The sequence below is a fragment of the Metabacillus niabensis genome, assembly GCF_902829255.1.
Lineage (GTDB): Bacteria > Bacillota > Bacilli > Bacillales > Bacillaceae > Metabacillus > Metabacillus niabensis.
Map to the genome: position 1 here is coordinate 1 of NZ_CADEPK010000299.1, position 21,156 is coordinate 21,156.

General features: G+C 34.7%; 23 protein-coding genes and 2 pseudogenes. 18 read left to right on the forward strand and 7 right to left on the reverse strand.

Going from position 1 to position 21,156, the window contains the following annotated elements:
- Positions 1-244: 244 nt before the first annotated feature.
- Positions 245-406 carry a hypothetical protein gene (locus tag HU235_RS17105; protein WP_174880987.1) on the forward strand — a complete coding sequence of 54 codons (162 nt, stop codon included), beginning with the start codon at positions 245-247 and terminating at the stop codon, positions 404-406.
- A 502-nt stretch (positions 407-908) separates the two neighbouring features.
- Here HU235_RS17105 and HU235_RS17110 read toward each other — a convergent pair.
- On the reverse strand, positions 909-1,637 hold the full coding sequence (locus HU235_RS17110; protein ID WP_174880988.1) for an SIS domain-containing protein: 729 nt from the start codon (positions 1,635-1,637) through the stop codon (positions 909-911).
- A 98-nt stretch (positions 1,638-1,735) separates the two neighbouring features.
- Complete coding sequence (locus HU235_RS17115) at positions 1,736-3,127, reverse strand: sugar phosphate nucleotidyltransferase (RefSeq protein ID WP_174880989.1); 1,392 nt, start codon at positions 3,125-3,127, stop codon at positions 1,736-1,738.
- 180 nt (positions 3,128-3,307) lie between these two features.
- On the opposite strand from HU235_RS17115, the gene HU235_RS17120 reads away from it, so the two are divergent.
- The 4 genes from HU235_RS17120 (at position 3,308) to chbG (ending at position 7,794) form a co-directional block, all read left to right on the forward strand.
- Complete coding sequence (locus HU235_RS17120) at positions 3,308-4,021, forward strand: GntR family transcriptional regulator (protein ID WP_174880990.1); 714 nt, start codon at positions 3,308-3,310, stop codon at positions 4,019-4,021.
- 642 nt (positions 4,022-4,663) lie between these two features.
- The gene (locus HU235_RS17125) at positions 4,664-6,070 is read left to right on the forward strand and encodes an APC family permease (RefSeq protein WP_174880991.1); all 1,407 of its coding nucleotides are present in this window, start codon (positions 4,664-4,666) and stop codon (positions 6,068-6,070) included.
- 21 nt (positions 6,071-6,091) lie between these two features.
- On the forward strand, positions 6,092-7,063 hold the full coding sequence (locus tag HU235_RS17130; protein WP_174880992.1) for an ROK family protein: 972 nt from the start codon (positions 6,092-6,094) through the stop codon (positions 7,061-7,063).
- 2 nt (positions 7,064-7,065) lie between these two features.
- Positions 7,066-7,794, forward strand: coding sequence for a chitin disaccharide deacetylase (gene chbG / locus HU235_RS17135; RefSeq protein ID WP_174880993.1), 729 nt, complete (start codon positions 7,066-7,068; stop codon positions 7,792-7,794).
- A gap of 427 nt (positions 7,795-8,221) precedes the next feature.
- Here the strand turns inward: chbG and HU235_RS25545 are convergent, their stop codons facing one another.
- Positions 8,222-9,427, reverse strand: a complete 1,206-nt coding sequence (locus HU235_RS25545) for an ABC transporter permease (protein ID WP_379000791.1) — start codon at positions 9,425-9,427, stop codon at positions 8,222-8,224.
- A gap of 244 nt (positions 9,428-9,671) precedes the next feature.
- Between HU235_RS25545 and HU235_RS17145 the strand changes: the two are divergent.
- The 3 genes and pseudogenes from HU235_RS17145 (at position 9,672) to HU235_RS17155 (ending at position 11,308) form a co-directional block, all read left to right on the forward strand.
- Positions 9,672-10,202, forward strand: a pseudogene (locus HU235_RS17145) (recombinase family protein).
- Between the two features lie 42 nt (positions 10,203-10,244).
- A pseudogene (locus tag HU235_RS25550) lies at positions 10,245-10,504 on the forward strand (DUF4158 domain-containing protein).
- Between the two features lie 537 nt (positions 10,505-11,041).
- Complete coding sequence (locus HU235_RS17155; RefSeq protein WP_174880996.1) at positions 11,042-11,308, forward strand: hypothetical protein; 267 nt, start codon at positions 11,042-11,044, stop codon at positions 11,306-11,308.
- A gap of 491 nt (positions 11,309-11,799) precedes the next feature.
- Here HU235_RS17155 and HU235_RS17160 read toward each other — a convergent pair whose 3' ends face one another.
- The 3 genes from HU235_RS17160 to HU235_RS17170 form a co-directional block, all read right to left on the reverse strand.
- Positions 11,800-11,940, reverse strand: a complete 141-nt coding sequence (locus HU235_RS17160) for a YvrJ family protein (RefSeq protein WP_095303289.1) — start codon at positions 11,938-11,940, stop codon at positions 11,800-11,802.
- 213 nt (positions 11,941-12,153) lie between these two features.
- The gene (locus tag HU235_RS17165; protein ID WP_095303286.1) at positions 12,154-12,372 is read right to left on the reverse strand and encodes a DUF2922 domain-containing protein; all 219 of its coding nucleotides are present in this window, start codon (positions 12,370-12,372) and stop codon (positions 12,154-12,156) included.
- A gap of 41 nt (positions 12,373-12,413) precedes the next feature.
- Positions 12,414-12,632: a DUF1659 domain-containing protein gene (locus tag HU235_RS17170; protein ID WP_174880997.1), complete on the reverse strand. Its 219-nt coding sequence runs from the start codon at positions 12,630-12,632 to the stop codon at positions 12,414-12,416.
- A gap of 165 nt (positions 12,633-12,797) precedes the next feature.
- Between HU235_RS17170 and HU235_RS17175 the strand changes: the two genes are divergently transcribed.
- Together HU235_RS17175 and HU235_RS17180 are read left to right on the forward strand one after the other, a co-directional pair.
- Complete coding sequence (locus HU235_RS17175; protein WP_174880998.1) at positions 12,798-13,175, forward strand: helix-turn-helix domain-containing protein; 378 nt, start codon at positions 12,798-12,800, stop codon at positions 13,173-13,175.
- Positions 13,176-13,381: 206 nt separating this feature from the next.
- Entirely contained in the window at positions 13,382-14,188 is an 807-nt protein-coding gene (locus HU235_RS17180) for a helix-turn-helix domain-containing protein (RefSeq protein WP_174880999.1), read from the forward strand.
- Positions 14,189-14,363: 175 nt separating this feature from the next.
- On the opposite strand, the gene HU235_RS17185 is transcribed toward HU235_RS17180, so the two are convergent.
- Complete coding sequence (locus HU235_RS17185) at positions 14,364-14,651, reverse strand: hypothetical protein (RefSeq protein WP_174881000.1); 288 nt, start codon at positions 14,649-14,651, stop codon at positions 14,364-14,366.
- Between the two features lie 268 nt (positions 14,652-14,919).
- Here HU235_RS17185 and HU235_RS17190 point away from each other — a divergent pair, with 268 nt between their 5' ends.
- From HU235_RS17190 to HU235_RS17225, 8 genes are all read left to right on the forward strand, one after another.
- Entirely contained in the window at positions 14,920-15,627 is a 708-nt protein-coding gene (locus tag HU235_RS17190) for a DUF4176 domain-containing protein (protein WP_174881001.1), read from the forward strand.
- Positions 15,627-15,851, forward strand: a complete 225-nt coding sequence (locus HU235_RS17195) for a hypothetical protein (protein ID WP_095303281.1) — start codon at positions 15,627-15,629, stop codon at positions 15,849-15,851. Before HU235_RS17190 ends, HU235_RS17195 begins: the two co-directional genes overlap by 1 nt.
- Before the next feature lie 143 nt (positions 15,852-15,994).
- The gene (locus HU235_RS17200; RefSeq protein WP_095303280.1) at positions 15,995-16,303 is read left to right on the forward strand and encodes a hypothetical protein; all 309 of its coding nucleotides are present in this window, start codon (positions 15,995-15,997) and stop codon (positions 16,301-16,303) included.
- Positions 16,300-18,093: a CdiA C-terminal domain-containing protein gene (locus HU235_RS17205; protein ID WP_174881002.1), complete on the forward strand. Its 1,794-nt coding sequence runs from the start codon at positions 16,300-16,302 to the stop codon at positions 18,091-18,093. Before HU235_RS17200 ends, HU235_RS17205 begins: the two co-directional genes overlap by 4 nt.
- Positions 18,094-18,099: 6 nt before the next feature.
- Positions 18,100-18,567, forward strand: a complete 468-nt coding sequence (locus HU235_RS17210) for a hypothetical protein (protein ID WP_174881003.1) — start codon at positions 18,100-18,102, stop codon at positions 18,565-18,567.
- A gap of 360 nt (positions 18,568-18,927) precedes the next feature.
- Positions 18,928-19,461 carry an Imm6 family immunity protein gene (locus HU235_RS17215; protein ID WP_174881004.1) on the forward strand — a complete coding sequence of 178 codons (534 nt, stop codon included), beginning with the start codon at positions 18,928-18,930 and terminating at the stop codon, positions 19,459-19,461.
- 80 nt (positions 19,462-19,541) lie between these two features.
- On the forward strand, positions 19,542-20,516 hold the full coding sequence (locus tag HU235_RS17220; protein WP_174881005.1) for a hypothetical protein: 975 nt from the start codon (positions 19,542-19,544) through the stop codon (positions 20,514-20,516).
- A 16-nt stretch (positions 20,517-20,532) separates the two neighbouring features.
- Positions 20,533-20,988: a hypothetical protein gene (locus HU235_RS17225; RefSeq protein WP_174881006.1), complete on the forward strand. Its 456-nt coding sequence runs from the start codon at positions 20,533-20,535 to the stop codon at positions 20,986-20,988.
- The last annotated feature ends 168 nt before the right edge of the window (positions 20,989-21,156 follow it).

A 21,156-nucleotide genomic window follows, 5' to 3' on the forward strand; every position in this document is an offset into this window, starting at 1 on the left:
ATCAGATGATTACTAGAAATTCTTTCTATTAGTTGATTTTGTTTGTTTTGCATTTTAAAATTCATGGTAAGGGTTCCTCCTAGGATTTTGAGTTAGAGTGGTGTCTATACTCATATCTTACTGAGGAACCCTATTTTTATCAAAGCTTAAAAATAACGATCTACAGGAATGCTAAAGGAGCAGAGAGGTTAAACGGGAAATCATAAATAAACTTAGTAAAGGAACACTATACTGAGGTGGTTAAATGAAAAAGAAATTATTAAATATAATAATTTTAGGTTTTATACTTTCTGTATCCTCGTATTACTGTAATGCTTATGAATTACCTAATAATTTATTAAAGGAGGAATTAATTAAGCAATTGCAGGGACAAATTCCTGAAGTTGTAGGATTGAACTACGGGTAGCTTTAGTTAAATAGGACATAAGAGTTTTCAAAGCATGTTTAGCATACTTAATACTTTTGTGTTCAATTAGAGTACACCCTGTTAGTACATAGCAAAATATGATTATATCAACCTATTTGTCACCTCAGGAGTTATTTTTCATAAGTTTAGGTGATATTTTTCACTTTCAACATTAAATTCTTAGCTAGTTCCAATATAAAAGCATGTTTTGAAATATTAATTCAAAACATGCTCTAAAAAATAAACTCTTATTGTAACTGGGCCAGAGAGGAGAATTACATGTTTGGAGTTGTGTACTTTGAAGTCTTTTTACTCTCAGCTCTTTAGTTATCCTTACACCATTATTGATGATTTTAAAATGTATTTATTTTAAATGTTCTACATTTTTTATAAGCCTTGGTAAATGTCCGTAAGATGTATCTTATCAATAGATACAAAAGACTACTCAGAAAAAAGTTATAACCATGAATATCAACTAGGTAAGCATGATAAAAGTAACTAACTACCACTTCACATATTTATCAAAAAGTTGATCATTAAATTGATCTGCTCCATCTACATTCGAGCTTCTAAAAACTGGAGGTTGAAATCCTTCTTTAACTAATTGCTGTAGGGTTTCAACAATGAGTGCCTGGGCTAGAAAACATCCAATCGCATCAGATGTTGCTCCAGAATAAATATCAGTGTCTAAAATACGGAATCCTGCATCACCAATAACAGCACCATTATCGAGTACAACATCAGCAAGTTCATATAGTTTTTTTCCACTACTGTGTCTAGAGGTAACATCTTTCGAATGTTTCATGCTGGTCATGGCAATGATTTTCGCACCAATATTACGGGACTCTATGGCCATCTCTACCGGAACGATATTTCTCCCTGAATTTGAAACAATCATAATTACATCCTTGTCGGTTACTTGGTGCAAATTTAAATATGATTTACTTAGCCCTTCGATTCGCTCAAGGTAAGTACTTTTATTTGGACGTTCATGCAGCATCAGTTCAGGAGGTAAAATCGCTGTAACGAATGCGAGCCCGCCTGCCCGATTATAAATTTCTTCAGCAATCATATGGGAGTGCCCTGAGCCAAATACATAAAACCTGCCCCCATTCAAAATAGCTGTAGATATAACGTTTGCCCCCTCAATAATCGCTTGTTCTTGCGTCTCTTGAACTTCGAACAGAATATTATTAAAAAACCTGCAGTAATCGTTAAATTGTGATGTCATTGTTTATTTCCTCCTTAAATGGTATATAAATTTATTCAATAAAACCTGCTAAACTCTTTTTACAGCTTGGTCTCTAACCGTGAAATAATAAATTAAATTTACCATCCATAACGATGAGGACCCCATTTTTTTTCAATAATGGTTTGTTCGGCATATAGTAAAGTCTTTGAAGGTACATCTCTCTCAACTGCAACTCCAGATCCAATGATACAATTACTGCCTACCTTAATTCCTGGCATATATAAGCTTAAAATACCTGTACGTGTAAAATCCCCAAAGTAGACGGCATTTCCAAATTTCTCAGGAATTTCTTTACGACTGTTAACATTTTGAGTTTGAAGCTGGTCATCAAAACGAGTAATTCCTACAGTAACTCCCGCAGCTATATCTGTAGATTCACCAATAATTCCGAAAACTTCACCAAAATGAATGAAACTAACGTTATCAAAAGTAACGCCCTTGAACTCTGCACAATGTCCAATCCGATTTTTATGTCCAATTACGCTGTCTGGTCCAATCCGACAAAAGTTTTCTATCCGGCAATGGGAACCAATTACTACATTTCCTTCGATAACAACACCGTTATCTAGTGTGGTATAATCACCAATTATGGCATTTCCTTTAATCGTTACATATTTACCTATTTTTACATGCTTTCCAAGCTTTACATATCCCTGGATATCGGCTGTCTCATGAATTTCACACGTCTCATGAATTTCATTTTTATCGAGGACTTTTGTTATTTCGGATAAAGCTAAATGATTTGCCTGCATAAGGTGCCATGGTTTATCAATATCAATGGCTCCGTTTGTTATCGGATAAGATAAAACTTTGTATCCTTCTTCGACTAACCATTGCAAGCATTGCTCTAACTCAACTTCCTGCTGTGGCATAACTCCAGTAGGCACACTTTTCATGAAGCCTGGATTATGGATCAGCATTCTTTTAAGTGCAATAGTATTTAAAGCAAAAGCCCCCATTACTCTTTCTTGTACATAATGTGGACGAGGGTGTCCAAAAATATTATTAATTCGATGATCCTCTCCAATAGAGATTCCGAACCAATCCTGTGCGTGCTCGTTTTCTATTGGTTTTGATAATATAAGGGCATCCAAAGTGTCTGATTGCATTTGATAAGCATCAATAAAACTACTTAATCGTTCTTGGGTAATAAATAAGTCTCCATAAAAAATAAAGAGGTTGGGTTCCTGGAGATCTTGCACAACCTTTTCTAAAGAGTCTGCGGTCCCCTCCGTAGTAGAAAGTTCAATTATTTCAATCCCTTCAATCTCACAAAGAAGGGATTTAATCCTCCGCCCTAAATAACTTGTAGTAACAATAATTCGTTCAAACTCTAAACTCTTAAGATTATTTACTAAATGGACAATGTTTCCTTGGTTTGCTATTGGTAAGGCTGCTTTAGGCCAATATTCATTATATGGCCACATTTTTTTACCTTTTCCTGCAGCAAGTATAATGGCTGTTTTCAAAGTAATCACTCCAATTTTATTTAATAAATCGATCTTATTTAAAATAACCCTTTATAACGATTAACTAAAATACGTAAATACCACCTCCTAAAATTGGTATGTATCAATTCACTTTAAATATTATGAGTTTTTGGTTATAATGTCAATAGAGTGATTTAAAATATGGAGGAATGAAATTAAATGAACTTAAAAAAAATACCATTATATAAACAGCTTAAACAGAAAATAATCCATAAGATTGAAAGGGGGGAGTTGAAACCTGGTGATGCGTTACCCCCTGAAAGGGAGCTTGCGGAATTGTTTGAAATGAGTCGTGTGACCGTTAGACAAGCAATTTCAGAGCTTGTTAATGAATATGTTCTCGTTCGGAGGCATGGAAGTGGAACTTACGTAGCTGAAAATAAAATTCCGCATGGAAAAAAATTAAAAAGTTTTAGTGAAGATATGAGTTTAAGAGGAATGATGCCTGGGTCTAAGATTTGCGAGAAAAATATCATTACAAACCCCTCGGCAAATATGGCTGCTGAACTAAAGTCAGAGGGGAATTTGCTCATATTAAAACGTCTGCGATTAGCAGATCTCGAGCCCCTTGCGATTGAAACTACTATGCTGCCGATTGTTCGGTTCCCTGGAATTGAAAAAAGGGATTTTCAGAATGAGTCACTTTATCAAATTTTGGAAGATGAGTATAATATAAAAATTATAAAGGCTCAACAAAAAATTGTGGTAGGAATGCCTACCCCTCAGGAATCAGAATTACTTCAGATAAATTACACGACACCAGTTCTACGTTTAAGACAGGTAACTTTCGATCAAAATGATACTATTATTGAAATTGCTCATTCCGTTTATAGAGGAGATAGATATGATATTGAGACGGAAATTTATCGTTAATTACGGATTATTTATTGATCTGTTCAGATTGAAGACAAAAGGCATTTGGGAAAGCTCTCTTTCCAGAATGCCTTTTTGATTTTTGGATTTTTTCTTAAAATCTATCTTAAAGATAATTGTATATTCCATATTATTATATTCATGTTTACACATGAACCTTTCCTTTGTTTTTGGTCAAGTATATATAAGAAAGAGAAGGAGTAATACCATTCTCTATAAGAAAATTACAAATCATAGGATCTTTTAAGCCACGTCTGCGGCAACAGTTAAAGGTTTCTTTTCGTTATCTATACTCTCCTGATTTAATTCAGTTGAAGCTTGGCTTCATAAGCTCAAGTTTCTTTTCTTACCGTGTTCTTTTCAATTTTTTTATTAGTTCACCTCATGGCTCGTATACCAAATACATATTAAATGAAAATCAATTTAATCAATACAAGTATTGTTTCTTGTCATCATAATCCATCACCTCTAAATATCTCTTAATAAATATTGTAAATTAAATAGGGCTGTACGAATCATTTATTGATCCGTTTTTTTTTGAAAATTAATTGACAAAATTTTTAGATTACTATAAAGTTTAAATAAATTGGTATCTACCTCTATTTATAATGGTATTTACCAAAAAAATGGAGGTGATTTCTTATGTCAAATCAACTAAAGAAAAATGCAATTAGTCTTCCCGGTGCAATTGCCATGTCAATTGCAATAATGGCACCTGCTTCCGGAATGATGTTTGTTCCTCAAGTTGTAGCTCAGTCGGCAGGATCATCTGTTCCCCTGGTATATATTATCGCATTGATTGGTTCAATTTTCGTCGCTAATACTATCGTCCAATTTTCTAGGCGTATATCCCATGCTGGATCTTTCTTTGCCTACAATTCTGCCGGGCTAGGTCAAACTGTAGGATTTTTATCAGGCTGGTTACTTTTGAGTGGATACTTTGTTTTTTACCCTCAGAACATATTAGTCGCATCGTTTTTTAGTTCAAGGGTTTTAACTGAACATCTTGGAATTAATATTCATTGGGGAGTATTTTCAATCCTTTTCATCTTGATTATTTGGTATTTATCAACAAGGGGAATAAGTAGTTCCATGAAAGCTGATTTATATTTCGTTGGCGCGGAAATGTTTATCATCTTACTGGTGGTATTGGCTATTATTTTCCAGGGAGGGGCTGAAGGGAATACTTTTGATGTTTTAACGATTAAAGGGTCTCCTACTGGATGGAGCGGCATCTTTTTTGGAATGATTTTCGCCATGATGACATTCATAGGTTTTGAGTCAGCTGCTACAGTTGCAGAAGAAACCGCAAATCCTAAGAAAAACATCCCAAGGGCTATCTGGGGTTCGGTAATCGGCATGGGCCTGTTTTATATTCTAGTCACTTACGGAATGGCCATTGGATTTGGTCCCAATAACGGAGAGAAGTTTGCGCAATCTGTATTAGCTTTGAATTATTTAGCTGAAACATATGTCGGGGATTGGTTAAGAATAGCAGTTGATCTCGCTGGAATTGTGAGTGCTTTTGCCATAAGCCTTGCTCTAAATAATGCGACTGTTCGCGTAATTTATGCAATGGGCCGAGAAAATGTCCTTCCAAAGAAATTAGGAAAAACCCATGAACGATTTTCAACCCCAATTCATGCGATTAATGCTGTTGGTATATTCGCAACTCTTATTGCATTGACTATAGGATTTATTTTTGGTCCATATCCTGTTGGATATGGAGTATTGGGGTCTTTTGCAACCTTGCCTATTTTACTTCTTTATGTTCTTGCATCCGTTTCCTTGATGTGCTTTGTAAGAAAAAATCATCCTCTTGAATTTAGCTGGTGGTCACATGGAATCGCACCTTTAATCGGCGCTCTTTTGATGCTATTGCCGATTTATGGTTCTATATTTCCAATACCACCATGGCCCTATAATTTAATTCTATTGCTGGTTTTTATCTATATCCTTGTTGGGATTTTTATAGGATTAGTTCTTAATCGAAAAACAAAAAGTCTTTTAAACAATGTCGGTAAAGCTATTAGTTCAGAAGAATCTTAAAATTTAGAAAAGGTGATATAAATGACAACATTATATGGGGTAGTAGATATTGGTGGAACTAAAACATTAATAGGTATTGCTACTGAAAATGAGATTATTGAAACCATTTATTTAAAGACAAGTGATTTAAAATCGCCCGAAATGCTAATAGATACTCTAGTGGAAGAATTCGATAAATTAATATCCCAATCAAATTATAAAGATGAGGTTTTAAAATCTGTAGGTATTAGTGTTCCTGGGCCATTAAATAGAGAAGAAGGAATCATTCACTTCACAGGTAATCTAAATTGGTCTAATTTTCCGATTATTGAATATCTCCAAAAGAAGATGAATCAAATACCTGTAATTATTGATGATGATGCCAACGCTGCCGGTATTGGGGAAGCAGTTTACGGTGCTGGGAGAAGCTATAAGAATCAAATATATGTGACAATCAGTACTGGTATTGGAGGAGCTATCGTTATAGATGGACAAATTTATCGTGGAAGTCGGGATCTTGCTGGTGAAATAGGACATATGACAGTCGTACCAGACGGACCTCCGTGTTCCTGCGGAAATTTTGGATGTCTGGAAGCTCTAGCGTCTGGGACTGCAATTACACAAAAAGGACAGCAAATATTAATTCAGGAACAATCGAAAATTTTATCTAAAATAGTCGGTCAAAAAACATTAACGGCCGAAATGATTTTTGAAGCTGTAAGGCAAGGGGATAAAGCTTGCTACTCGATAATCCAACAAGTTTGTAGGTACTTAGGTATTGGACTAGCTAATCTAGTTCAAATTTTCAATCCTGAAACTATCATTTTAGGAGGGGGTATTATGAATCAATCTAGCCTTTTGATTCCTAAAATTGAAACCGAAATGAATAACCATCTATTTAAAGTACAACGAGGGCATGTAAATATTGAATTAGCTTCTCTTAATGGACAAAGTGGTTTATGGGGAGCTTTGCATCTTGCTAAAAATCATATTGCCTCTAAAGAGAGAGAATAGACATGTCATATTTAATCGTTAATGCCGATGACTTTGGTCTTTCAAGAGGGGTAAATTATGGTATTATCGAATCCCATAAAAACGGGATCGTAACATCTACAACATTGATGGTTAACATGCCAGCTGCGAAACATGCAGTAAGTTTGGCAAAAAAATTTCGCACTTTGGCGGTTGGAATTCACCTTAACCTTACAGTAGGTAAACCTATTCACCCAAATGTTCCATCATTAGTTAATGATAAAGGCTACTTCCATAGCAAGAAAGATATTTTAAATAAAGCCAATGTATTTGAAATTGAAAATGAATTTAGAGCTCAAATTAACGAGTTTTACCGCCTTGGATTGGACCCTACTCATTTAGACACTCACCATAATTTACATGGAACGGAACCGGTTAATTCTATTGTAAAGGTTTTGGCTGATGAGTATAAGTTGCCAGTTCGTCAATTATATAAAGATAAAAAATCCATGAATAAACTAGAGTTTTGTTCTAAATTTCATGGTGATGACGCTACTTATGAAACCTTATTGGATATTGTAGAGTGCGCAAGAATCAACCCTATAGAAATGATGTGTCATCCTGGATTTGTTGATCACCATCTATTAAAACACAGTTCTTACAACATACAAAGAATAAAGGAATTAGACATACTAACTAATTCATTGACAATAACTACAATTCAAAAAGCTAACATCAAGTTAAGAACCTTTAAGGATTTAGGATTCATATAATATAAGCAATGCAGTAACTCTTTAAATTACAAATATATTATTGTAAGTAGGGGTAGTACCAGCGAAGCTGTCACTACCCGCAATAAGGAAATGTCAAGGTTATAATAAGTTGTTTAAGTTTTAATACTTCCAACACACATACCCCCGTCCTATTTTGGATGGAGGTAAAATAAAGTTGTTAAATAACAATACTTTAGCAATACAGTCATTTAAAGATATTAATTTTATTTCATAATCGCGCCCGATTGCGGAATAGAGTAACTGGAGCTTTTAACTTTACTGCTTTTTATAAAGGGGTACAGCCAACATTTCGGAAATTTTGTACGCTAAGCAAATTTCAACCTAAAAAAGTCGGATTCTAGCACGCTAAGGAACCGACTTTTTATTTGGCTTGTTAAGCTGAAGCCTCCGTTAGTTGAATACCACACTATTCTTTAAAGGCACTTCCTGAGATATTGACTCTCTTTGATACAAAGAAATATACAAATACATAAACAAATAAACTTACAATTACAAGATTGAATAAATTAGCAGTAGAAGTATGCATGAACATTGCGAAATATAGAATAAAAAATTGTGCATACAGTATGACCAAGACAAACTTTAAGAAAGAATCTTTTATCTGAGATTTTGAAATAGGATAAAGTAATACACTTTGTTTCATTTCATGTTGTAAAGGAATTACCTGAAATCCAGTCATAAATAAAATAAGGAAATTAAAGATCCAACCACTTGCTGGCATAGCATAATTAACCAATATGCCAATTACAGTTAGTCTTAAATAAAGATAAAAGTAATTATTATATCTTACAAACAAGTGTGAGTATAAATATACGAATGTACTACTTTGACTATATGGGATACACCTTTTCAGAATCATAGTAAGCAAACATCTTTTCCGAAAAGAACGTTTCAGATTAGGGACATCCATGAAAATATTAATAAATTTAAAGTTACTTAATAAGGCACTTTCTTCTTCAACTATTAGCCACTGCCAATTCAGATTTCTTTTTTTTTCTATAAAATAAATTAAATAGACGAAATTTATACTCATTAAAACAAGCTCAAAAATCCAGTCATTATTAAACAAAAAGTAACTCATTAAATATATTGAAAAAAACCTATTTAGCCTATGTAACACAAATTGTACATGGTTCTTTAACCATTGTTCAATCCACTTCATTAAAATGTTATAAGCAGCAATCCCCACTATAAAAAAAAGAAAGAGAAGATTTATATTAGTTGTGTGCAAAAATAGGGATAAAAAAACAGTTATGAAACTTACCAATTTAATAGTATCAATAACAAAACTATATATAAGTGATTTAATAAAATACGGCTTTAATCCCCATTCTAATGGCAAAAAAAAGATTATATCTGCCCTTTTAACAAAAGTACGGACTTTTGTCTGTTTTAAAATGAAGGTTATAAATAGTGATAAGATTACTTCAACAGATATTTGAGGAGGTACCCACTGAAGAAATAAATTAAAATAATAAATAAAGATACTACTAATAATCAGAAAAAAATAAACAACATTCGCACCAATTATTGAATAGTACCTGAACATTTTTCTATAATATTCCTGAACCCTTAAACCCCATAATGTTTTTCTATCCATTAATACACCCATACCTTTATTGAATAATATCCCAATCTTTTATTAAAGTTAACATAAATATCCATTTCCCTTTCTACATAAAGATACCACAAACGACCGTTTATGGTACCGAAAAATATTTTTAAAAAAAACAACCTATTTCTATTAATTTATAGAACCAAAACTCATTCCCAAAATCAAAGTAACATTTTTAATAATCTAATACCGTTTTTGGTGCTAATATAGGGTTATAAACTACTTTTGCATGTGATGAATGGTGATATTTGGTTATGCACGTGTAAGTACGGAGGAACAAAACAACTTAGATATGCAAGTTGATGCCCTTACAAAATTGGAGTAGAAAAAATTTATAAAGAAAAATTGACCGGAGCTAGAAAAGATAGACCCCAACTAGAAGAACTTCTTAAAGTCTTACGCAGTGGCGACAAAATTGTTGGATATAAACTTGATCGTATTTCACGTTCTACAAAACATCTAATTGAACTTAGTGAATTATTCAATGATATGGACGTAGATTTTGTCTCTATTAATGACAGTATTGATACTTCAACTGCAATGGGGAAGTTTTTCTTTCGTACAATGGCAAATATTGCAGAGTTAGAACGAGATATTATTAGCGAGAGGACAAAATCAGGGCTTCAAGCAGCAAGATTCAAAGGAAGGAAAGGTGGCAGACCATCGCAGAAAAGGGACAAAGTTGAAATGGCGATAAAAATGTATAAAAGTAATAGAAGCAACGGGAATCGGCAAAACTTCACTGTATAGATATTTAGAAAAAGTAAATTAGACTCATACAAAAAGTATTTATAAGGATTGGTATAACTTGAGTGTGAAAGAACTGCTGACACCAGAACAGCGAAGGGAAATTTTAAACCTTAAGAATTTATCGGAATATGAATTTACTTCTTATTACAGTCTATCGGACTATGATATTGATGTTATAATTCGTCATAGAAGAGATCATAATCTATTGGGGTTCGCATTCAATTATGCATTCTTAGAAACCCCGGCTGCACGTTAATTAATATATTAGAAATACCCGATAACCTTATTAAATATGTAGTTAATCAAATTAATGTAGATCCTTAGGTTTACTCTTCATATGCTCAACGTGATACAACAAGGCGTGAGCATTTAGAAGAAATACGTCAAGTATATGGTTATAGAAAGTAAATAATTCTTACTCTTTTGTTGAATTTGGTTCATTTCTATATGCTTCAATTCTATGTTTGTATCACCAATATTTTTAATGTCCATACTGTACAAATTATATAAATCTGGATTTGTAGACTTTTAAATCCAGTATTATCTGGTTTCCCGATTACAACTTTCCATTGATTTGATGATGCTCCTTTTAACTATTGCACCCTATAGAGAAAATCGTATTAAACTGAGGGAGTTTAAGTGTATTACTTCACAATTGAATAAACCTTATATAAATATTTAGTGCAAAGTATCGATTAAAAAGATGCAAAATAACTTCAAAAGTGCCACTAAAGCATCTCATCTTGGAGATTTTTTAAAGTTGAGGTGTTTTTTTAATTGGATAAATATGTTAATCGCATAGGAGATTGTGAATAAATAAACATAAACTTATTAGTAGAATAGGTTAAAGGGGAGTTGTAGATGAAAATTATAAGAAATACTTTTCATGTTTTATTAATAGTCACTGCTGTTGTTGGATTAAATGCTTGCGGTGCCAAAGATCCAGTAAGTGAATTACAATCTAAAAAGTGGAATGTAGTTGCTACCAATGGGGAATCATATACTGCTGAGTTTGGTCCACTTGTATATGAGCTTGAAAAAAATGGCCATGAGTATAACCTTAAAGCAACAACCGAAACTATTAAAGAGAAAACTGGAGATTTGACGTTATCACCAAGCAAGGAATAAATGGCTACTTACAGAGTAAACAACTGCGTTTGCTCTTTATTATGGATATATAGTGAAAAAGAAAACAGTAGTTTTTGAAAATAGTTTTGTTCAAATTACGGTTTCTATTTTATAGGTGTCATAACTTAAAAGTTTTGATACTCTTTTTGTTGAACAGTTGTCATATCTAAGTGTCGTTAATAAGACTATTTTAAGGATTTTTTCCATAATGAAATACGGATATGTAAAGGTAACCACAACTTCACAAGATTTGGATTGAAAATGAAGGGAGCGATAAAATAATCTCTTAGAAGTTTATTGGAACGAAAGCAGAAGTCCAAAATTTAGTTCTGTCTTTACATGCATTGGTGCTATCCTTTTTAAGGAGAAGTGATAAACAGCTTTATAACAATAAAAATCCCATTTCACTAAATGCGAAATGGGATATGATTCAATATGCGCGCTCTCTATTTTATCTCATAAAGAGAACCCGTTCCTTACCTATATTACCTCTACAACCTCCCCAACTGTGAAGGTAGCATCTGGATCGAATGATTCAACGCATCAAGCTTGCTCTCAATTCGATTCAACAAATACAACGTCACCACAATTGGAAAGCCAACCTCGCCAATCACTGACAACCACTGCTCCATGTTTTCACCTCTTTTCATTGTTTTTGAGGGAGAGGGGACAGTCCCCCAACGTTAACCGTTGGGGACTGTCCCCACCACCACAAAAAGGCATGGGGGACTGTCCCCACCTCAAACAAACCTACTCATACCAAGGCTCCATCCCCACAACAGCTGAAAATTGCCGCAAAATGGGGACTGTCCCCATTAAATTGTGTCCCCATTAAATTGACCGCATTACATTAACGCGATATCTGTTACGTTGCGTTCAACAATTCTTGCGCCTTTTTTTGTTACGTAGTCGCCGTCTTTTGAAACGAAGACGTTTGAGGCGAGAATTTCGTCCATTGCGGTGTTTAAGGCTGCTTGGTCAACGGGTTCAGCTGGGGAGTCAATGCTGATTTTGACTGTTTTTCCAGCTGTGTTTAAAAATTGAAGTTCAAGAGTTTTTGCCATTGATGTTCCCTCCTTTCCTTATTTGAATTTCTTCATTTCCATTACGCATTGATTTGATTTGAATCATTGCGTTCCACATATAGAAGTGGTGCTGATTGTAAGCTTGCAATCGCTTGTGCAGCTTGCAGTAATTGGTCTGGAGTTGCACTTGTTTTCACATTGCTGTAGCTTTTGCGCTTTGTTTTCGCCTTTCCGTTCTCATCCACTCCCATATCGAAGACAAGGCTTAACTGAGTTTCTAATAAAGTTTCAATTGCCATTCTCTCTCACCTCCTTCACCTTCTATATATAGAGAAAGTGAACTAGGAGTAGCGGGAAAATAAAAAAAGATTTTAAAAAATTTCTCTTCATTTTAACGCTACTGCTCCCCTCGAAACTCCCTATTTATGAAATGAAGACTATTTTAAAAAAAGGAGCTAGTAAACATGGAAAAACTAAATCTCAAAACAATTAACAAGCATCAATCCTTCCAAACAGTCGAGGAGTTGGATGAAACAGTTCACAGGTTTTTGTCGAGACATGAAGCAAAATTGTCCTCTGGAACAAGGGCTGTTTTGCAATGCATTGTGGAGCACTCACGAAAGGTTATCGGTGTTTCATTTGCCAGCAACGATTACATTGCTGAACAGGCAAAGGTAAGTGTGAGAACAGTTATCCGTGCGGTTAAAATACTGCAGCAAAGGGGCATCATTAAAAAGATTCCGACAGTAAGAGCAAACGGAAAGCGAGCTACAAATATTTTAGTCATCCAGCCCTTCCAATCTTCCGAAAAAAAAACACCAATCAATAAAGAAGTAGACTAGAAACAATTCCTAACAAAATAACACATTCAAACATTTGAAGCTGTCTCAAAAGGGGCTAATGAATTCTTTGAGACAGCTTTATTTTTTTATAAAAAAATTTTAAAAACGACGCTACTCTCCGCTCCTTAACTCCCTATATATAGGTTGATAGAAGCTTTTCAAGTGAAGGACAAGCTACTGCAATTTCAAAAAAGGAGCTAAAGGGTATGGAAAAACTTACTTATGAAACAATCCAAAACTATCAATCTTTCGAAAGCACTGAAGAAATGGACAAGGCTGTACGTGGATTTCTATATAAGCATAAAGGGGAATTATCAGAAGGGGATCTGAAGGTGCTTCAGCAAATTTGGCGACATTCCGTTAAAGTCATTGGTGTTTCCTTTGCAAAATATGAGTATATCGCTGAGCAGGCGAATGTAAGTCGCCGAACTGCAATGCGTGCTGTGAAGAAATTTGTTGAGAAAGGACTCATGAAAAAAATTCCAACCGCGAGAATGAACGGCAAGCAAGGTGTGAATATCCTTGTCATTCAGCCCTTTGCATCTTTTGATTCTCTAAAAAATGATGTGTCACCGCATGCTGTCACTCCAGCTGACACTCCTAATAAAACAGAGAATAAGCAAGACTCACTCTGTGAGAAAGATCTAAAACCTAATAACGTAATAGAGCAAGTAGAGCCGTCATTAGAACAGCTAGATTCAAGCTACTTACCAGAATCTGTATCACCTAAATTTGTCGAAGCAGCAAAACCGTTCTTTCCTGCAATAGAAATTTATCGCCTTTGGCAACGAGTATTAATTGTCTATAGCAAAATGCAGCTGCAAAAGAATCTTGAGGACGTCATTGATAAGGTGATAGATGCTTTTAAACAAACGGTCTTTGCGAAAAAGCTTGGGAAAATCCGCTCAACATTTGCTGGGTATTTTTACACAATTCTCTATGCAAGCCTTGTTGTCGAAAAGCGCAAAGAAACAAAACACTTATTTTATAACTTTTTGAATGAGGGGGAATGATAAAAGTCTCCATGCATTTTTAGCAATTGTAATGAAAGAAGATAGTGTTCAAAGTGAATAGTCAAAGCATCGGAAATGCAAAATACATAATTAAACCGGGATTCAATCGATAAGCAGTCGGAGCTTTTGAGGCAATATACGTTTGCCATACAAACGTTAAAAAGAGAAAGGCTTTTTACCCTTCTCCCTGTGTATCGTCGTTTTTTCGCGGATATAAAATAAATTGCATCGTTGGATAGCTATATGCTTGTTCATATAAATCTTTTAATGTTTTACGCAGGGCATTCATCCTTTTTCTATCGGTTGCTTCAGCGAAGTAGTCTTTAAAAGGTGGCTTGTCCTCACAAATCGTAGCAATCGCGTGGTAATGCTTTTCATACCTTCGAACCTCAACCTCAATTTCATCTCCGCGCTCATTTTTAATTTGCTTAATCTCCCTTGAAAGATAATCCTGCATTTCCATTTGATTTCCCTCCTTCACTTTCTATCATTATGTAAATATTCATTTTCGACAATTTTCTTTCTCACTTATATAGTATTGGCTAAATCTTTTGCATGTCCTTTATGAAATAGATATTTACTTTTGGAAAAATAAAAAATCTCTATCTAGTGAAAACGACCTACCTTCCTAAAATAGGTAAATAGAGTGATTGAGCTTGCATAATAATGGAAGTAACATTTACCTATACCATATTCATGGCAGTTGACATGAAAAGGGAGAGTGTGAATTTATGCAAAATAAGTTTAAGCAACAACTAAAGGACTTAGTCCTGGAAAAGGTTAACCAGATTATTAAGACGTTAGATAAGGAAAAACAAATCGAATGCGGCCTTGTCATAAAGGACTTTTGCGAACGATTTGCCTTAGATGAACCAATCTTTCAACATTTATATGCTGCCTATAAAGAACAGATGACATCACTTGAGCTATATAGTCAGGAAATTGATATTTACTATCATCGTGAACATAACCTTCATACGTTAACATACTTAGAAAAATCTTTTACCTTAAATGACGAAACGTATGTTTACTTCCTTACGAGCTGTATTGAAATCGTACGGGAGGTTTTACCGTTAGGCACTGTTGTAGAGCTTGATGAGAATTACTTTAAACCGAGTCAGGAGCATGGTGTTCCCGCGAAAGTTGTCATAACAGGTAGATTTATTGCGCCAAAGGGCTATAAGACCTACTTCCCTTACTGTGGTGTCCTCTACCCATTCGGTGAAATGAGAAAGGATGCACAAATCCACTTCACCACACCTCTCATAAAAAATGTCATTCACCATGGCTATAAGGATGAGGCTGAGGAAGCACTGGAAATCATCATGAAAAAAGAGTTAATTATTGATAAAAACTTAAAATCTATTGAATTCTCTGTACAAGATATGCGGAAGCTCCAAAAGGAAATCGAATTAAAGCAAAATGCAGGTGAGCGATAATGGCTTTATATACCTATGATTTTTGTCACGATCTTCTATACGGTGGCTGGGATTCCGGCATCATCAATAACCTTGAGGACGCAAAGAGAGAAATTAAACAAAACTTCGAGGACATGGATCTCGAAAACGCCTCTGTCCAGGAGGAAATGCGTCAAATTATTGATGAAATGATCGCGGAACTTGACCAGTTAATTTCTACAATTAAGTCAGTCAATTTTAGATAAATTGAAGCTTCTATAATATAAGTATCTCATTTGTAGATCAAAACCTTAGGCAGTTATCTCCTACTTTACTTTTTACGATTCACATCTGTTTGAGGTGGAGTGGCCTACTGCCTTCCAATATTAAGGAAAGGACGTGCAAGTATTTGGCGAAACCAGATATTAAACTGGATATCAACGAGCTCCAGGCTGCATTGAACTCACTACAAAGCGGCATTGATGACTTTAAAAGCTACACAACAACCTTCCGAGATAGTACAAGAGACCAGTTAAAGAGCTTTAACTCCGACTTCATCGATAAGCTAGACGGTGTATTGGACAACATGAACGATGACATTAATACAAGTCTCTTAGAAAATTTGGAGTCGATTAAAAAGGTCGGAGAAAAGATAATTGAAGAAATGCAAAGTGCCGATGAACAAATAGGTCAGAAGATAAAGAGTGGTACATCATGAAACGTGATTTAAAAATCAATTACGGAATATTGGACGGGATTATTGAACAGCTCCACACATATAAAAATGCCCTCGATACGATGCACTCTTCATTAGAAACTCTAGTAAGCTTTATCCGGAACAACTACGCTGACAGCATCGACGCTTGGGATGATGTTGTCAAAGATTCAAAGAAGCATATAAAGGATTATCAAGGCCAAATCGGTGACCTTCTATCGTTATTTGAAGGCTATGTAGACGACACAACCGCTTATATAACACCACTTGCCCGAAATTCAATGATGCGAGTCGATCGCAATGATATTTGGGCCAACTTGTGCCAAGTAGAATCTGGGGTTACAAATAATGTCCCAAAGGCGATTAATATCACCTATAATACCCCGTTTTCCTTTGCCTTTTGGGAAGACCCAACGGATGAAGAAAAGGAAAGAAGTCGGGCAAATAAGGAAAAGCTTGAGTATATTCGTGGCGAGATTAAAGCATCAAAAAGTATCCTAGAAGGAAAAGTGGACGCCTTATGGAATCTATATGATAACAAAATTGTCCCATTTGAAAACACCGATGATGCCTACAATAACAAAGCCGCAGATGTTAAAGACAAATACACAGACTTCTTTGAAGGAGTAGTAGATGTCCTAAGCGGAATCGGGAATGCGGTATCAAGCTTCGTCGAAGGCTTAGTTGATGGTATCATTGATATTGTCGTTGGACTTGTTACAATTATTGTCGAGGCCGGAATCGTCGCTGTCTCCAATCAAATCCCAGACTTCGTTGAGCCAGACATTCTCAAGGACAAAGCGAACGAAATTAAGGATAAATACAGCGAAATGGTCGTAAATGCGGTTGAAGACCCATTCAGCATATTGGAATCACTCGGCCAAGGTGTTACCGATACAGCGGAAGAAGAAGGCATTATGTACATTGCTGGTAATGTGTCAACTTCGTTTATTCCGTATGTTGGTGTACTTGGGAAGGCCAAGTGGTTGAAGGCTGTTGATAATGGGAACGGACCGAAGACAAAGCCGGTATCAGATGGAATTCAAGCCAAAGTGAAGGACCTTGTAAATAATAACAAGGCGTTTGAAGGGATTAAGAATGGTGCTATCGAATTTGTAAGTGGTGTAAGAAATGGTGCGATTATCTTTTTTAATGGGGTGTTTAGAACTAATAATATAGAAGATAGACTGGCTACTGTAGGTGTACCTTCTGATATGAAAGTACCTTGGAATGTCTTGGATAATAAGACTATTCAGGATGACATAGTTGCCCCATTGAAAATGTTGTTTAGTAAAGAGAATGATGGGGGAAAAGTTAATAAGGATACAGTTCAAGGTGGAACTAATCTCACTGAACCTTCTTTACCTAGTGGAGGTAAACCCAAAGGGAATTATGGAGAAGGAGATTCCCATGGAATAAAGAAGCAAAATGAAACTGCTGATCTCTTGGCTGATGCGGGCTATGACATTGAGATGCTGGATGAAATTGATGGTGGAAATGGATATGGAAAACAAGATGGATCAAATCCAGATTTTCTAATTGAAGGGAACGTATTTGATTGTTATTCACCAAAACCAGATGGAAAGGTACAAAGTATAATAAAAGAAATAGCCGGTAAAACCAAAAAACAAACTGGACGAATCGTTTTATGCCTAGACAATTTTCCAGATGAGAAAGTTGCTGAGGTTACCGAAACAATTTTAAGAAAAGCAACCCCGAATGGAGATTTAAAAAGACTTGAAGAATTAATTCTAGTGAAGGATGGTAAGATTACAAGAGTATTTGGAGGGTAGAAGGATATGGACTGTACACTATTTTTAGTCACAGAATTGGACGAGGAAACACTGAAAAGAAAGATTTATAACATAATGTGTGAAGCAGTTGAAGATAAAGTGACTAACTACGAGAATTTTTCTCGTCTTAGCTGTAAATACTTCACACTTGATATTGAAACAGAGGATATTATTAGTCTTGATTTTTTAAAGGAAGAATACGGAATGGAAATTAATGCAGAGATTGGAATTCAACTATTTGGAAAATCATTTGAGGAAGGATTAGAAGTATTGTTTAAAATATTCGGCAATATTTTGAAGGAATTTAATCCTGACATGGTGTTTGTGGAAAATGGTACAGATCAATTATTTAGAAAAGAAAATGACACGGTGATTATAAATAAAAAATTGGATCAATATCAGGAAAAATATCTATCAAATGAGATAATTAGCTTACTAAAATTCCCATATATTTACCAAGACTTATCAAACTAAAACGAGGTCTTTTGGTGGTTACTCAGTATGGAATAAACCACTTTCCCTTTCATTATTACCAACATAAGCTTTGTTCTATCTGTAGGAATATTTCACCATTTTTTAATGTAGGTATAGAATGTCTAGAATAAATTTAACGGAACAGGACAATTATGGTCAGATATCACCATAATTGTCCTGTTTTTTGTATATAACTACTTAAGATGAAGATTGGCAAGAGGAAGACCATAAATTTTGTCCTTAATTATTAAGGTTGCATCAGAAATAGATCCTAACTTAGCATATACATGAGACACCTTGTTTTTAAAAGTAAAAATGGTGCAGTGGAAATCATAGTTAAAATAATAAGGAGTAGTTTTGATGAAAAACTATGTAGAAAATGTGACTAATAATGCGAAAGTTGCAATAGGATTAGCAGTAGCTGATAAAATGTTTGAACTACTTAATATAAATGATAATTATAAAGAATACAAAATGGGTAGAGAAGCATTAGATAATTGTTGGAAGTGGCTTGAAGGAGGAAATATAGAAGTTGATGTTTTATGTAACTACATAGATAGTGAGGATTATGAGGATATAGCTGAATTTGCCAACAGCGCGGAAAGCACAAAAGAAATATATGCTTGGTACGCTGCTTTATATGCTGTTTCATCTACAACCAGACAAGTCTACAGAAAAGAAGAAAACAACTACCCACCACAAATAGTAGAAAGTGTAGATGATGATACATTAATAACATTTGTTGAAGGTGCGGTTAAGTCTGAATTCTTAAAAATTGGGATTCTAGAGAAAGTGAAAAAATACTTACTAGAAAAGTATCCTGCTGGTAGTGATTTGGAAGATCTCACTATTACAAAAGAAGAAATTATGAAAATGGTAGATGATAATTATTAAAACATGTATTAGATTCGCCGTTGATGATTAAAGGAAAAAGACTAGAGTAAGGAAATAGATTAATTCACAAGGAGAATGCAATGATAAACCAAAAAAAGTTAGAAATGGCTTTTAACAGATATAGCAAAAATTTTGTGGATGGAATCAAATTTGAAGAAGTTAAAGAGAAATATCATGTCAGTAGGAGAAAGATTGAGAAAATTGTTGAACAAAATGATACAGAGAAAGATCACATACTATTAATAAATCTTAATAAAATTTTCTCCTATTACTTGTCACAATGGAAAAATGATGTATTAATCAGCGGTGGAAATAATGCAGAAGGATTAAAGAACATGCAGAAGGTCTTATTTTACCAGTGCATGGGGCAGGAGCTTTATACAACCAAGTATCCTGAGATGATTTTGGGATATACGTTTAGAGAGGTCGTCCTCACATTAGTTCATTTTGCAATGTATGGGTGGGAGAAAGAAGAAAAGATATTATATGATTTTATGGCTCATCACTTCGGTGGACATTTAATAGATGCCAATGAACAGAACAGACATATTTGGTTTCTGCTTGAGCTGTACTTGCAGTATAAAAATAAAACCATCATGGGAACGAATAAAAAATTGCATTTAGCCGTGAAAAATAAGTTTAAAGAAGCTAATCAGCGATGCGGCTCAATCCCTGATGACCTAAACATATATGATGAAGTGCTTGAACGTTGGTCGACTAGTGATTTAGAAGAAATAGAACAATTGATTTTGAAAATGTCTGAGTATCATTCTGTTTTAGCTTCTGAAATCGGAGAGCTAGGTGAATTTGGCGATTTCAGATACGGATTTTATCCTTTTGAAATCTTATTCTTGATCCATGTAAGGAAACAACTAGGGTTACCAGTACCTACTCAAATCGATCATTTTCTGATGAATACTCCAGAAGCGAAAATGGTGTTTGAAGAACGTGAGCCATACCCTGAATGGGACACCGCGCTTCAAATGGTCGATCAATTTTATCGTAAAAACTACCCGGAATATATTCCTAACAAGCATGAAGAGTTGTTTCAATAAAAGGGAGGAAGCTAATATGCCTGATCAAGGGATAGCGCAGGTTATTTTCCCTGATAGCAAGGAGTTGGAAACGTTATTGAATGAGCAAGGAAGTTACGACTTACACGAAGACCTATTAAAATATGGATTGACGACGAAAAAGTTTTTATACGTTGACTATAAAGGTGAGCAATACCAAGAAATTGTCAATTTTATTCTTGATTACGAATTTGCCGACCAAATTGAATTAGCAAAAAAAGAAGAACTCGAGAAATTAGAAGCATTTAATTATGAATATTTACCCGAAAAGATCAGGGAGGCCAACAAAATACTGTCACCTAAGGGGTATGGACTATTTTCATATCCGAATTCGGGCGACTTCTTCGCACTATTCATTGGGAAATTAGAAAACATAACAAAATGGCTGCAAGAAGAAGTGCTTCTCGATGATAGAATCCCTTTTCAAGAAAGGTGTATCAAGTATTACAGATAGATCTAAGATTGTACATCAATTCTTTTTATTTTTAGGCATCGTTATTTGAATTTTGACAAAGAAATAGATTTCTAGCTAAAGGAGTCGGGAAAATACTGCAGACCTTAATTATGGTGATTCTAGCTGCTTCTACTTCATAACAAATAATGATTAGGAAAAAATTGTTTA